Genomic DNA, 12,790 nt, shown 5'->3' with positions numbered 1-12,790 from the left:
ATGTTTTGCCAAAACTGCGGGAAAGAGATTCCTGAAAATATAAAATTCTGTAATTATTGCGGTTCATCTCAGAGCAGCGATTTCACACGGGATGCGAAATCAGAACAAACGAATGCAGAAACGCACTCGGCAGCAAATCCAAGACCCGTGCAGCAGACTTCACAGCCTCCGAGAATGAAGAAAAGCGGAGCTGCAAAAATTATTATCGGCATTGCTGTTGTAATAGTGGCTTTCGTAATTGGTTATTTTGCCACAGGCGCTAATAAATTAAAGCAACCAACTGCGTTCGATACTCCAGACAATTTTGAATTTGATGAACCCCAGAACCCTTCTATAGAGGATAATGCGGATGATGATTTATCAGAGAGTATTCCAACAGAAAATAGCACAGACGGATATCCAGGTGAGTCAACTGACTGGCTCGTTGGCAGCGCAGGTAAATCCATGATCACTTTTGATTTTAAGAATAGCAAGGTGAATCTGATTCGGGGGCATATTTACAGCGCGGATGTTCCCGGTGGTGATAATTTTGTACAAGCGGCTGAAGAAGCTAGGGTTCAATTGGAAACATTAACCACAGATGGCTTGCTATATCTGGATAATTCTTCACAGGTAAAGATCTCTGAAGAACCGAAATCCGGTGGCTACAGGATCGACTTTGTATTCAGTTGTTTGGACAGAGATCAAAATGTGGCAGAACTGGCAGCAACACTTCTAGGACTGGAAATGGAAGATGGAGAAATTGATTATGTGACAGCGTCTTTTAACGTGACGGATCGTTTCGGTTTTACTGGCGGAGGTGTTTGCGGATCGGGAAATAAACGTTTTGAGTTTAAAGATTCCAATGGAAACTATTGCACAATTGATATGTATCACGAGGAAGATTCTGTTTATGTTAGTAAAGTTAGATTTGAAATGGGCATTGAATCGGATTCAGACAGCTATGCAGATATGACTTCAAAATATATGACGCTGGAGAAGGCAATCAGAGAGAGCGATTCGTCAAAAATCATCAATATTGGGGAAAGACAGGATTATGAGGTGGGCGATTTTTTCTGGACTTATATGGATTTTGGATGTCTGGATGAAGGAAATCCCGATGCAGTTGCTTTTGTTGAGTCATGCATTGGTGTCCCCGTACAAGATGGATTTTTGATGACAGATGAATGTGAGCAGTTTTTGTTAGATAAGGGATTCGAAATAACAGAGCAGGATGAACGCTCGTATATGGATTGATATCTAAAGAAAAAAAGGTAAAAAATCATGTAGATTCTTTCTTGGGGAAAATAAATGAGGTACATAAGGGGCATATAACAAGATGGATGAATTTTTAAAAAACTTAGACGCTATGTCAATTGAGGAGCTTGAGCATGTGATTTCAAGCGCGCAAATGCTGATACAGAAAAAACAGCAGGAAGCAATACGATTGGCAGAGCTTGAAAAGCAGCGCCAGGAGCAGGAACGTTTGGAGGCAGAACGCAAGAAGCAGGAAGAAATTGCTGCATTGCAAAGAAGATTGAAAGAACTGCAGGGCAATACACAAAGCGACAACCAGCCAAAGGTGCAGGAGGATACCACGCATGAAAAGGCTCAGCAGAGTATTCAGCAGGATACATCTGCGGCATTTGCAGCTGCGGAGTCAGAAGAAACGAAAACCGCTCTGGCAAAGGGTCAGGGATATAGTATGATTTCTTGTCCCGAGTGCCATAAATTACTCCCATCCGATAGCCGGTTCTGCTTCTATTGCGGCGGAGACATAGCTCAGAAAAAAGAATCAAAACCAGTAGATTTTGCGGAATCTTTTTCTTCCCAATTTGGATCTTCAAGTTCAGTAAAGACGTTTACGCTCTGCACGAATTGCCGTACGCCGGTACCTTCCGGGAGTCAATTTTGCCAAAATTGCGGCAAACCGATTGGCAGTGCCAGTCAGGATACGAAGCCGCAGCAAAATGTACCTAAAAAGACTACCGTCTATATGGGCGACGACATGAAAAAATGGGATACGCTTGCCGGTGAGAGCGATGTACTTGCATGGAAAGAGACATCTCTTTTATTACCGGAAAAACTGCCGTTTGCACACATAAAAGTAACAACGCAGAGGATTCTGATCTCTTCCGAAAGCAGAATGTCGCGAGGCGCAAGGAACAGCAGCCTGTTAGCATATGCCGCTACCAGTGCCAACGAACATGGAAAACCGTGGGCGATGATACCCCTGGAGTGTGTCAGGTCGTTCAGGCAGAGCGGCAAAACCGAGATCACCATTGACGCTGATAAAACCTTTAAATTTGTTGTTATGGGTTCGAGCTTGACCTTTGGCAAAGCGAAGACATACACAAGCGATATCTATGAAGCGCTTAGAAAAGTTATGCCTGACAAGGCATTATAACAAGTCGGATCCGAGCGGCTCGTAGAGTAGCGGATATGGGATATTTCAGAGAATCAGGTATTAATACGAATTGTCAATACTATCCATTATTGGCATATTAAGACTATGCTTATACGGAATATACATCGGATTTTTATTCGCGGGCAAAGGGGGATAATTTAGAATGTTTTGTCAAAATTGGCTATCACAGGAGAAGGTTCTCTGGTCGCAACAGGCACAACCTATGCCGTACATGTAAAATGATTATGGAATGCCACACTTGTATGTAGATACAAGTTGGATGAGTCAGTGGGGATCGAAGTATCTGGGTGATCAGGGGTACAGCGCGATTCAGATTCTGAGGAATTATTACAGCCAGGATATGTATATCAATACGGCAGAAGAAATATCGGGCATTCCGGCCTCTTGGCCTGGTTATGATCTGGATATCGGAGCTTCCGGGGCGAAGGTGCGCCAGCTGCAGGAGCAGCTGAACACGATTGCGGAGGTTTATTCTTCGATCCCTGCAGTGAATGTGGACGGAGTTTATTCAGAGGCTACCAAGGAGGCGGTCCAGGCATTTCAGGAGGTGTTCGGATTGCCGGTATCCGGAATTGTAGATTATCCGATCTGGTATAAGGTGCAAGAGATCTATGTGGCGGTGACCAGAATCGCGGAATTGCAATAAGAAAATTGTCTGGAATCAGGATTTATCACAAATAAGAGTGAGACGAGCGCGTAATAGAGGAGTCCCGGCAGACGAACGGCTGCCGGGACTCCTCTATTTTCTTGGAGAGCATCAGGCTCTATAACTGCCGGGTGCTTCCAAGGCTCAGGAATCGATATCAGGAAGGCACAGAATTTTTTTCCAATAGTTAATGGTTTCAAGGGGAGGACATGCCTCTTCTGCTGTTCTTGAGATTATGTGGTGTTATTTTGATTTGAACATGATTTTTTAATATGTAAGACTAAACAGAGTATATTCGGATATTATAAATTAATATAAATTTTGCTTAAAATGTTTATGTCAGGCGTATTTTATGCTATCATTGTTACCAGACTGGCTGTTTGACGCCGGAGACAATTGTGAAGAGACAGCGGAAAGCCGTAGTGGCCGTTCTTCCGGCCTTACAGGGTGAAAGGGATATGTGATGAAAAAAATAGTTATTTTAGGATCTACAGGATCTATTGGTACACAAACGTTAGAGGTTGTCAGAGACAGTGGCGATATAGAGGTTGTAGGCCTCAGTGCATACAGCAATATCGGATTGCTTGAGAAGCAAATCCGGGAATTTCGGCCCAAGCTTGCTGTTACCGGGACTAAAGAGCTTGCGGAAGAATTGAAAGTAAAGGCTGCAGATATGGATATAAGGATTGCATACGGCATGGAGGGATTGCTTGAACTGGCACAAATGGAGGAAGCTGGTCTGGTAGTAACGGCGGTTGTCGGAATGATTGGCATCCGTCCGACTGTAGCGGCGATACAAGCCGGAAAAGATATTGCTCTGGCGAATAAAGAGACACTGGTAACGGCTGGTCACCTGATTATGCCCCTAGCCGATAAATATGGCGTGCAGATCCTTCCAGTTGACAGTGAACACAGTGCTGTATTTCAAGTGCTTCATGGAGAAGAAAAAAAAGCGGTCAGTAAGCTTTTAATAACGGCTTCAGGCGGCCCTTTTCGTGGAAAGAGCCGTGCGTTTCTGGAACATGTGACTGCTAAGGACGCGCTAAAGCATCCGAACTGGGCGATGGGAAAAAAAATTACGATTGATTCAGCTACGCTGGTGAACAAAGGCCTTGAGGTGATAGAGGCTAAGTGGCTGTTTGGTGTAGCTATGGATCAGATTGAAGTAGTTATACAGCCGACAAGTATCATTCATTCCATGGTAGAATTTTTGGATGGAGCGGTGATAGCGCAGATGGGTACTCCGGATATGAAGCTTCCGATTCAGTACGCTCTGTATTATCCTGAAAGGAAATATCGGTATGGCGAACGGCTAGACTTTAAGAAGCTCCGAGAAATCACCTTTGATGCTCCGGATATGGAAACTTTCAGAGGGCTTCCTCTGGCGATAGAAGCTTCACGGATCGGTGGCTCAATGCTGACGGTGTTTAACGCAGCTAATGAACGGGCGGTTGACGCCTACCTGAATGGAAAAATCGGTTTTTTAGATATTTACACGCTGATTGAAGAAGCTATGGCGGCCCATAGAGCGATAGACGAGCCCCAATTAGATGAAATTCTGGCGGTAGAGCAGGATACATGGAGGATAACAGAACACTGGATCAGCAGGCATAGTCAGATTTAGGTACCAGTTTTAACGGACCGTAGACGCTTACGGGCATATTACTTATTTTCTTGAGTCAGTGGAGGAGGAAAATTTGATTCTCGTCATCATTTCCTGCCTCCGGGTGGTTGGAACCGGTGAAAGCCTGACAGGCAAGTTTGTTCCCCAAAAGTACAGCTCTATGCTCATATGTGCCTGGTGACTGTCAATTCAATGTTGTAGATTTCATATAACTGGCAGGAGGACCGGGCATAGAACAGATTGAAAAAATAGGTCTGTACAGAAGCCTGGTAATTATGGTATAATAAATTCATATTACACATAAGAGTTATAACTTCAGCAGCAGCTGTTTTCAGACCGGTAAAGTTATGGACTATGTATGTTGCAGCGCATAATTTTATAGCTGAAAATTTACGGACGTCTCTTTTATTCAATTAGTCCTATGATAATAATCTTTTATTTAATCCCCTATTGATTCGTAAATTTTAGGTTCAAATGAATTCTCTGTAAATGAGCAGTATTAAGTCGTTGATTGGCATTAAGCCACTCTGTTTATATGCCGGATACCCCTGCTGGGTCAGGGCATTAGCTTATGGTGTCTCCTGTACCTGTATTTTGTGAGCTTCTATTTTATACTCAATTTCTTCAATAATTATAAATTATACAAATTCCAAATGTAACAATTCGTGTTCTATCTGAGATGTGTGCTATTTCCATATTTCTTGTTCAGGCAAGAGGCACTTAAAATGGAAATTCCACACATTGTCATTCGTTGACGCATCCTCTATAAAAGTCCCCCATCGTTTATCACTCAATTTTACATAAAAACCAGGAGGTATTGAAATGAAAAAAAGAAAATGGCTAACTGCCGCTGTGTTTGTAGCGGCCGTTTTGATGACGGCCGCGAATGCGGCGGCGTATCTGACGGACTTCGATACGGCATCCAACGGGTTTTGTTTCGGAAGCAATATCATTATATCCAAGGAGGAGTTTCAGACTCCGGAAATCGGGGCCGTTACTTCCAAAACGCCCAGAGCTAAAAACACGGGTACTGTGGATAGCTATGTGAGAGCGTACATTGCGCTTTCAGACAGCAGGGCGGGGCAATACCTGGAATACAGAACCGGCGGGAATTCTGGCATTTCAGGAAATGGATGGGAATTGTCAGAGACAGACGGCTATTACTACTATAAGGATGTGTTGCAGCCGGGGGACGAGACAGAACCGCTGTTTACCGGCATTAGGCTTTTGACGGGTCTGCCTGCCGGACTTGCGGATATTACGATAGATATTTATTTTGAGTCAGTACAGGCCGTGGGCCCCGGAGCGGACTGCGCCCAAAATGCCTTTAAAAAGCTGCAGGGAAAATAAAGTTGAAAGGAGAAAAACAATGTTCCGGAAGCTGTGTTCTGCGGCGGGCAATATATTGATAATTGCAGCCGCCCTGTTTTTTTCATTGATGGCTGTCCTGTTACTTATGGGATTTCGGCCTTATGTGGTACGGTCGGGTTCGATGGAACCAGCCCTTCAGACGGGAAGCTTATGTTTCGTCAATGTGCGTGCGTCTTATCAGGATATGAAGCAAGGAGATGTTGCAGCTTTTCGGTTATCCGGAGGAGGCCAGGTTTTACACCGGGTGATTCAGGTAACCGAGGAAGGAATGGAAACGAAAGGGGACGCCAATGATTTAAGCGATGGAATTTCAGTTACCGAAGGAAATTATATCGGAAAAGCAATGTTCTCCGTCCCGGCGCTGGGGTACTTAATCGTGGCCGTGCAGTCGGGAAAGGGTAAAATTTTATGCTTTACGGGGATCGTTTGTCTGCTGATCGCAGGAATGCTTTCAAAGGAAAAAGCGGGTAGCAGGAAGGAAAAACACAATAGATAATAATACGTGATTCGACAAGAAAAATAAGGAGGAATCTATATGAAGTATAAAAGAAAACTTTGGATAGCTGTATCTTTTTTCGCCTTTTTCATATTTGCCGCACTTATGAAGTCTCCAACAGCAATATATGCGGGAGAAGCTGCAGCAAAAATAATTGAATCGGGGCAGGGGGAGGAAACTCTGGCAAAGGAAACTCTAACGGAAGAAGCTTTAGCAGGTGATGATATAACAGAGAGAACAGCTTTCAGCGGTTCCTACAATACGGCAGATGCCTATGACCAGCTCACGTTGGGCCAGTCCGTTCAGATGTGGGGCTTGACGAATGCGTTTGGCTATGGGGAACGGCAATATATCTTTGCGCTGAAAAACGGTGATAATTCGCTTCTGGATTCCTGGAATGAGGGTGTGATGGGCACACAGGATGGCATACCATATTTTTGTATTGAAGCAGACATAGATTATAACAATTCAGTTCTGGCGGAGGTTTATGACGGGTTGAATTATCTGAGCCAGGATGTGATTACTGAATGTGCATTATCGTGCAGGTATATGGAAGAGCATTTTGACGAAATCGGTTATAACAAGACCGATCTGTTTTTCCTCCAGCAATGCGCTGTTTGGACGGTCCGGGAAAATCACGGGTACCGGGCATACAGCTCACAGTCAAACTATGTGGCGCCATATACGGTATCCCATAACGGGGATCTTAATTTTGCCTATGCTTTTGTTCAGAATTCCATTTCCTGGGCGGCTGCGAATAAAGAAAATTATACGGGATACTGCAAGGTGCTGGATAACCATACCGGGCAGAAGTGCGGCGTCTTTAAAGCTGTGGAGCATCCAAAGGGTGTTTTAGAGCTTCAGAAATCCTCTTCTGAACCGCGGATCAGCGGAGATAATTCCTGTTACACGCTGGAAAATGCTGAATATACGATCTACCGGCCAGGGACAGATGAAATTGCCGGTATAATTACAACCAATGCGGATGGATATGGAAAACTGGAGAATCTGGAAGCCGGGAGCTATGAAATTTTGGAAACGAAAGCCCCCAGGGGTTATTTAGGAGACATGAACAGACACACAGTGATGATCCATGCAAATATGGTCACATCGTTTGCAGCCGAGGATATTCCATGCAATGATCCGGTTACCCTCCTGCTGGTGAAAGGGGATTCTGAAACAGGAACGGCGCAGGGCGGTGCAACGCTCGAGGGTGTAGAATATACAGTGAAATACTATGATACGTATACAAAGACCGATCCGGCAGAATCCGGCTGGAATCCTAAATATACATGGGTTTTTAAGACAGATGCTTCGGGCCGGGTGATACTGGATGAACCGCATAGGATCTCGGGCGATGCGCTGCTCACTGAGCCCTCGTCGGGGCAGGCGGCTCTGCCGCTGGGAACTCTCACCATTCAGGAAACGAAGGCTCCGGCGGGATACTTGCTGGATGATGAAATGTATGTTGCCAACACGGTACAGAACTCCGGTTCAACTGTAACGGACGGACTTCCAAATTGTGAAAATTTTATGGCGGAGGATCAGGTCATACGCGGTGATCTGGAGTTTGTAAAGTTAAATGATGACAATGAGGAACCAATGGCGGGGATTGGATTTCGTATTACATCCAGAAGTACAGGTGAAAGCCATAGGTTGATCAGTGATGAACAGGGATCGGTCAGTACGGCTGCCGCCAGGCGCCTGCATACCAGGAATACAAACGAAGGACAGAACAGTACAGACGGTATCTGGTTTGGAGCGTCCGCTCCGGAAGACGCGAAAGGCGCGTTGATTTATGATAGCTATCTGGTAGAAGAATTGCCATGTGAGGAAAATTATGGAAAGGATCTTGCGGAATTTGAAATAACGGTCACAGAGAATGGAATTTCAGTGAACGCCGGAGAGATCAGAAACAGGACAATTCTGACGGATACCAAAGCATCAGCCGGATTGGATGGGTCAAAGACGATAACTGATATAGAGAACCCACTGATCAGAGACGTCTTCTATTACAAAAATCTGACAGCTGGGCGGGAATATACGCTAAAGGGCTATATGCGGAACTCTGAAACGGGGCAGATCATAGAACAGGACGGGAAACTTCTGGCTGTGGAAAAGAGTTTTACGCCGGCAACAGACCAGGGAGAGGTAGAACTGGTTTTTTCACTGAATGCGGCAGAGCTGGAAGGGCTGAATGTTGTGATTACTGAAGAACTATACCGCAAAGGAATTGAGCTGACCCGTCACGAAGAGCTTCAGGATCCTGAACAGACGATTGAAGTTCTGACCGGGGACTTAACGGTATCAAAATCGGTTGCAGCGGATGAAATCCACTGGGATCACGGCAATCCAGTCTTTCTGATTCGGGTAACAGGTACAACTGTGGGAGGGAATATATGTACTTTTACCCACGTTTTTTGTTTTAACAGAGAGGATGTGGAAAGAAACACATTAGATACGGGAGAAGTCATACTTTCTTATACTTTTGAAAGGATTCCGATCAGCAGGAGCTACCGTGTAGAAGAGGTAAAGGTAAGCCGGTATTGTCTGGATTCGATAAGCGGAAACGGTGCCCACGTACAGGTGATGGAAACTGGCGGAGACAGCTGCTGCTATGCAGGCTGTGCGGTAGTAAACCTGGCAGAAAAACCAAGGGGAACAGAAGTTATTTTCAGAAATAAGAAAGTAAATGACGGATGGCTGGGGCACAACAGCCTGGTGCAGAATGTCATAGCCGAGAGTACCCTGCAGAATTACATTTAGCCTGGGGGAAGGCGAAGTGAGCTTTAAAATCGAGGATGTGGCCGGGGGAAAGCAGAAGTAGCACAAGGCGGCGGAAGGGTTGCATTGCGCGGAACCCTGGGGTATAATCAATTTAAGGATGGCTGTGTTCAGGCGGTCTGCCGGGAACGCGGCTATCTTTATATACAGGAAGGCTCTTCGGACAGATGCACCGCAGGGCAGGCACGGCAAAGCGAATCAGAAAGACAGGAGAGATCAGTATGGATGCGAAAATGCGGGAACAATTATTGAAGATTATAGAAACAAACGCCCTTTTGGGCACGGAGGACCTGGCGGTGATGCTGGGTACGGATGAGGCGGATGTCCAGGATACCATTCATGAGCTGGAAGAAAGGCATATTATCTGCGGCTACCGGACTCTGATCAACTGGGGAAGAGAAAAAGAAGATGATATCACAGCTTTGATCGAACTGAGAGTCACTCCCCAGGGAGGTGAAGGATATGAGAAGATCGCTGCGCAGATTTCAGCCTATCCGCAGGTGGAGTCACTCTATCTGCTGTCCGGTTCTTATGATTTTCTGGTGACGGTGCGGGGAAAGACGCTGAAGGAAGTGGCGATGTTCGTTTCTGAAAAGCTGGCTTCCATGCATGAAGTGCAGAGCACGACCACACACTTTACCCTGACAAAGTATAAGGAGCTGGGCGTTATGCTGGATGGTTCTAAAAGAGATGAAAGAATGGTGATCACACCATGAGAGAGAAACTATCCAGAAAAGTATTAAATATCAAGCCGTCAGGCATCCGTAAATTTTTTGATGTGGCGAATGAGATTCCTGACGTAATTTCTCTGGGGGTAGGAGAACCGGATTTTGATACCCCCTGGCACATCAGGGAGGAAGGAATTAGAGCGCTGAAGAACGGCAAGACCTTTTACACCTCCAATTCAGGCCTAATGGAGCTGCGTCAGGAAATCAGTAACTATACGAAAAGGAAGACGGGAATCAGTTATGACCCGGCCAGTGAGATCTTCCTGACAGTGGGAGGAAGTGAGGCGATTGACGCCGCGTTCCGGGCACTGCTGAATCCCGGAGATGAGGTTGCCTATATAGAGCCTAGCTTCGTGTCCTATCTGCCCTGCGTCGTCATGGCCGACGGTGTTCCAGTGCCCATTGAGCTGAAGGAGGAAAATGCCTTCCGGCTTCAGAGAGAAGAGCTGGAAGCGGTGCTGACGGAGAGGACAAAGGTTCTGATGATTTCTTATCCAAACAATCCCACGGGAGCGATTATGGAGCGTGAGGATCTGGAAGCGATAGCAGAGGTGGTGAAAGAACACGATCTGCTGGTTCTCTCAGATGAGATTTACAGCGAGCTGACTTACAAAGAGCCTCATGTGAGCATTGCATCTCTTCCGGATATGAAGGAACGGACAATCGTCATCAACGGATTTTCAAAGGCATTTGCCATGACCGGCTGGAGGCTGGGATATGCGATGGGCAATGCGGAAATCATTGAACAGATGGTGAAGATCCATCAGTTCGGGATCATGTCTGCGCCCACAGTGAGCCAGTATGCGGCTATCGACGCTTTGAAGAATTCAGAAGAGGATGTGCGGGCCATGCGGGATTCTTATAACCAGCGCAGGCGTTTCCTGATGAATTTTTTCCGGAACGTCGGACTGCCATGCTTTGAGCCTTACGGAGCCTTTTACGTATTTCCGAATATCAGTGAATTTGGCATGAGCTCCGAGGAGTTTGCGACTGAGCTGCTCAGGGAGGAGAAGGTAGCAGTTGTCCCGGGCGATGCTTTTGGCGCCTGTGGAGAAGGATATATCCGGGTATCCTACGCGTATTCTATTGAAGAACTGAAGCGCGCTACCAAGCGGCTGGAGCATTTTATTCTGAACCTGAGGAAAAAAAGAAAATAAACATACAGAATCTTTGGTGCATCCACAGCTGTCATCCGGGGCTTTTATAGCAAAATACGAAATGGGGGAGCCGATACCAGACGCGGATGGGAATTATACAATTTATTCTGAGGGAAGAGAGAGCCAGAGACAGGAGTGATTGCAGCTGGATGGAAGCGTATAACGAATACTTTAACATAGTGCCGGGCCAGGTCAAAGAAATGACGGTCAACGGTATGAAGATCTATTGGCTGAAAAATACATATGATTATGGAAGCAGCCAGACGACTCAGCTTGCAGAACTCTATGGCTGGACACAGGTAGGTGACGTCATCTTCGAAATAGAAATCGATAATTATGGCAGTACAGGCATTCGCCTGACTGCCGATGAAACTCTTCTCAAAGAAGCATTTGAAAAGGTCCGCTTTGATCAGTTGATCTGAAAAGGGTTTTTGTCTCCGCGTACGGTGGCCAGACAGCTGGTCATTGAATATTCGATCATGTCACTGACGGCCTCGTCGGTAAAAAAGGCAGTGTGAGGAGTCAGCAGAACATTCGGCATGGAATTTAATATTGCCATTTCATGATGGGCTACGGGGGTATACTTGAAATCTTTATAATAAATATGGCTTTCGTCTTCCAGAACGTCGAGTGCTGCAGCGGCTACCTTGTGATTTTCCAGTGCTTCAATCAGAGCAGTGGTATCAATGAGGGAGCCGCGTGCCATATTGATCAGGATGACCCCGTCCTTCATGCGGCTGAGGGTATCTGCATTGACCATGTGCCAGGTATCCGCAGTTGCCGGAACGTGGAAGGTAATCAGGTCACATTCATTCCAGATGGTGTCCATATCTGTATAAGTCGCAAGTTTTTTTACAGATTCTTTTTCAACCAGATTATTGGCGAGGATTTTACAGCCAAAACCGCTGAGATTTTCTACGACCGCCTCTCCGATTCGCCCGGTACCTACGACGCCGACTGTCATATGGCACAGCTCTCTTCCGCGGATATTGTCCAGAGAATAATCCTGCCCGATATAGCGGATTAAGATCGTTTTCATCCGGCGAATAACCATGAGTATGGCCATGACGGTGTATTCTGCCACGGTGTGGGGAGTATAGCTCACGTTGGATACGGCGATTCCCAGGCTGGCCGCGTACTTGTAATCTACATGTTCATAGCCGACAGTCCGGGTAGAGATTACTTTAACGCCGTAACTGTGCCAGATATCTATGATTTCCGGCGGAACGGCAGTTGTGATGACACAGACTGCCTGGCAGCCTTCCGTCAGGGAAGCGTTTTCCAGGGAAGGTGCTTCCGAGGTCAGAGCAAGCCTGATTTGATATTGCGCCGCGTATTTTTCAAACAGCGGACGCTCATCAGTGCGGCAGCTGTAAACTGCTAATTTCATTATGAATGCCTCCTGTACTAAAATGTGAATAAACAGGACAAAGCCTGCAACACCACAATTATAAAGCGGAGCAAAAGAAAAAACAAGCCCTGCTCCAGGCGGAAATGAAAAAAACTCAGAAAATATGTTGACGGAAATCGTGAGAAATGCTATAATAAATTTTGTCGTCCGGAGTAAAAACCGGATG

Annotated in this window: 10 protein-coding genes and 1 pseudogene; 10 read left to right on the top strand and 1 reads right to left on the bottom strand. The window is 45.9% G+C overall.

From position 1 onward, the window contains the following. The 10 genes and pseudogenes from H9Q79_RS05495 to H9Q79_RS05450 all read left to right on the top strand — a co-directional run bounded on the left by H9Q79_RS05495 (position 1) and on the right by H9Q79_RS05450 (position 11,635). On the top strand, positions 1-1,236 hold the full coding sequence (locus H9Q79_RS05495) for a zinc ribbon domain-containing protein (RefSeq protein ID WP_118643616.1): 1,236 nt from the start codon (positions 1-3) through the stop codon (positions 1,234-1,236). An 82-nt stretch (positions 1,237-1,318) separates the two neighbouring features. Next, complete coding sequence (locus H9Q79_RS05490) at positions 1,319-2,386, top strand: zinc ribbon domain-containing protein (protein WP_118643618.1); 1,068 nt, start codon at positions 1,319-1,321, stop codon at positions 2,384-2,386. 274 nt (positions 2,387-2,660) lie between these two features. Continuing rightward, positions 2,661-3,053, top strand: a pseudogene (locus tag H9Q79_RS05485) (peptidoglycan-binding protein); the annotation flags it as partial. A 463-nt stretch (positions 3,054-3,516) separates the two neighbouring features. Then, positions 3,517-4,677: a 1-deoxy-D-xylulose-5-phosphate reductoisomerase gene (locus H9Q79_RS05480; RefSeq protein ID WP_249329360.1), complete on the top strand. Its 1,161-nt coding sequence runs from the start codon at positions 3,517-3,519 to the stop codon at positions 4,675-4,677. An 822-nt stretch (positions 4,678-5,499) separates the two neighbouring features. Beyond that, positions 5,500-6,027 carry a hypothetical protein gene (locus tag H9Q79_RS05475; protein WP_118643622.1) on the top strand — a complete coding sequence of 176 codons (528 nt, stop codon included), beginning with the start codon at positions 5,500-5,502 and terminating at the stop codon, positions 6,025-6,027. Between the two features lie 19 nt (positions 6,028-6,046). Further along, positions 6,047-6,544 (top strand): signal peptidase I, encoded by a 498-nt coding sequence (locus H9Q79_RS05470; RefSeq protein WP_249329359.1) that lies wholly within the window; start codon positions 6,047-6,049, stop codon positions 6,542-6,544. 39 nt (positions 6,545-6,583) lie between these two features. After that, the gene (locus tag H9Q79_RS05465; protein WP_249329358.1) at positions 6,584-9,310 is read left to right on the top strand and encodes a SpaA isopeptide-forming pilin-related protein; all 2,727 of its coding nucleotides are present in this window, start codon (positions 6,584-6,586) and stop codon (positions 9,308-9,310) included. 251 nt (positions 9,311-9,561) lie between these two features. Further along, on the top strand, positions 9,562-10,044 hold the full coding sequence (locus H9Q79_RS05460; protein WP_456341164.1) for an Lrp/AsnC family transcriptional regulator: 483 nt from the start codon (positions 9,562-9,564) through the stop codon (positions 10,042-10,044). Then, positions 10,041-11,213 carry an aminotransferase class I/II-fold pyridoxal phosphate-dependent enzyme gene (locus H9Q79_RS05455; RefSeq protein WP_249329357.1) on the top strand — a complete coding sequence of 391 codons (1,173 nt, stop codon included), beginning with the start codon at positions 10,041-10,043 and terminating at the stop codon, positions 11,211-11,213. Before H9Q79_RS05460 ends, H9Q79_RS05455 begins: the two co-directional genes overlap by 4 nt. 86 nt (positions 11,214-11,299) lie before the next feature. Then, positions 11,300-11,635 carry a hypothetical protein gene (locus H9Q79_RS05450; protein ID WP_118643630.1) on the top strand — a complete coding sequence of 112 codons (336 nt, stop codon included), beginning with the start codon at positions 11,300-11,302 and terminating at the stop codon, positions 11,633-11,635. Here H9Q79_RS05450 and H9Q79_RS05445 read toward each other — a convergent pair. Beyond that, complete coding sequence (locus H9Q79_RS05445; RefSeq protein WP_118643632.1) at positions 11,623-12,603, bottom strand: D-isomer specific 2-hydroxyacid dehydrogenase family protein; 981 nt, start codon at positions 12,601-12,603, stop codon at positions 11,623-11,625. The genes H9Q79_RS05450 and H9Q79_RS05445 overlap by 13 nt on opposite strands. Positions 12,604-12,790: the final 187 nt, after the last annotated feature.

The organism is Wansuia hejianensis, assembly GCF_014337215.1.
GTDB classification, from domain to species: Bacteria; Bacillota; Clostridia; order Lachnospirales; family Lachnospiraceae; genus Scatomonas; species Scatomonas hejianensis.
The sequence above is the reverse complement of the archived record's forward strand: the minus strand, read 5'-3'. Positions and strand labels throughout refer to the sequence as shown.

Coding starts and splice junctions, on each gene's coding strand:
- H9Q79_RS05495 (WP_118643616.1), top strand. CDS start 1: ATGTTTTGCCAAAACTGCGGGAAAGAGATTCCTGAAAATATAAAATTC.
- H9Q79_RS05490 (WP_118643618.1), top strand. CDS start 1,319: ATGGATGAATTTTTAAAAAACTTAGACGCTATGTCAATTGAGGAGCTT.
- H9Q79_RS05480 (WP_249329360.1), top strand. CDS start 3,517: ATGAAAAAAATAGTTATTTTAGGATCTACAGGATCTATTGGTACACAA.
- H9Q79_RS05475 (WP_118643622.1), top strand. CDS start 5,500: ATGAAAAAAAGAAAATGGCTAACTGCCGCTGTGTTTGTAGCGGCCGTT.
- H9Q79_RS05470 (WP_249329359.1), top strand. CDS start 6,047: ATGTTCCGGAAGCTGTGTTCTGCGGCGGGCAATATATTGATAATTGCA.
- H9Q79_RS05465 (WP_249329358.1), top strand. CDS start 6,584: ATGAAGTATAAAAGAAAACTTTGGATAGCTGTATCTTTTTTCGCCTTT.
- H9Q79_RS05460 (WP_456341164.1), top strand. CDS start 9,562: ATGCGGGAACAATTATTGAAGATTATAGAAACAAACGCCCTTTTGGGC.
- H9Q79_RS05455 (WP_249329357.1), top strand. CDS start 10,041: ATGAGAGAGAAACTATCCAGAAAAGTATTAAATATCAAGCCGTCAGGC.
- H9Q79_RS05450 (WP_118643630.1), top strand. CDS start 11,300: ATGGGAATTATACAATTTATTCTGAGGGAAGAGAGAGCCAGAGACAGG.
- H9Q79_RS05445 (WP_118643632.1), bottom strand. CDS start 12,603: ATGAAATTAGCAGTTTACAGCTGCCGCACTGATGAGCGTCCGCTGTTT.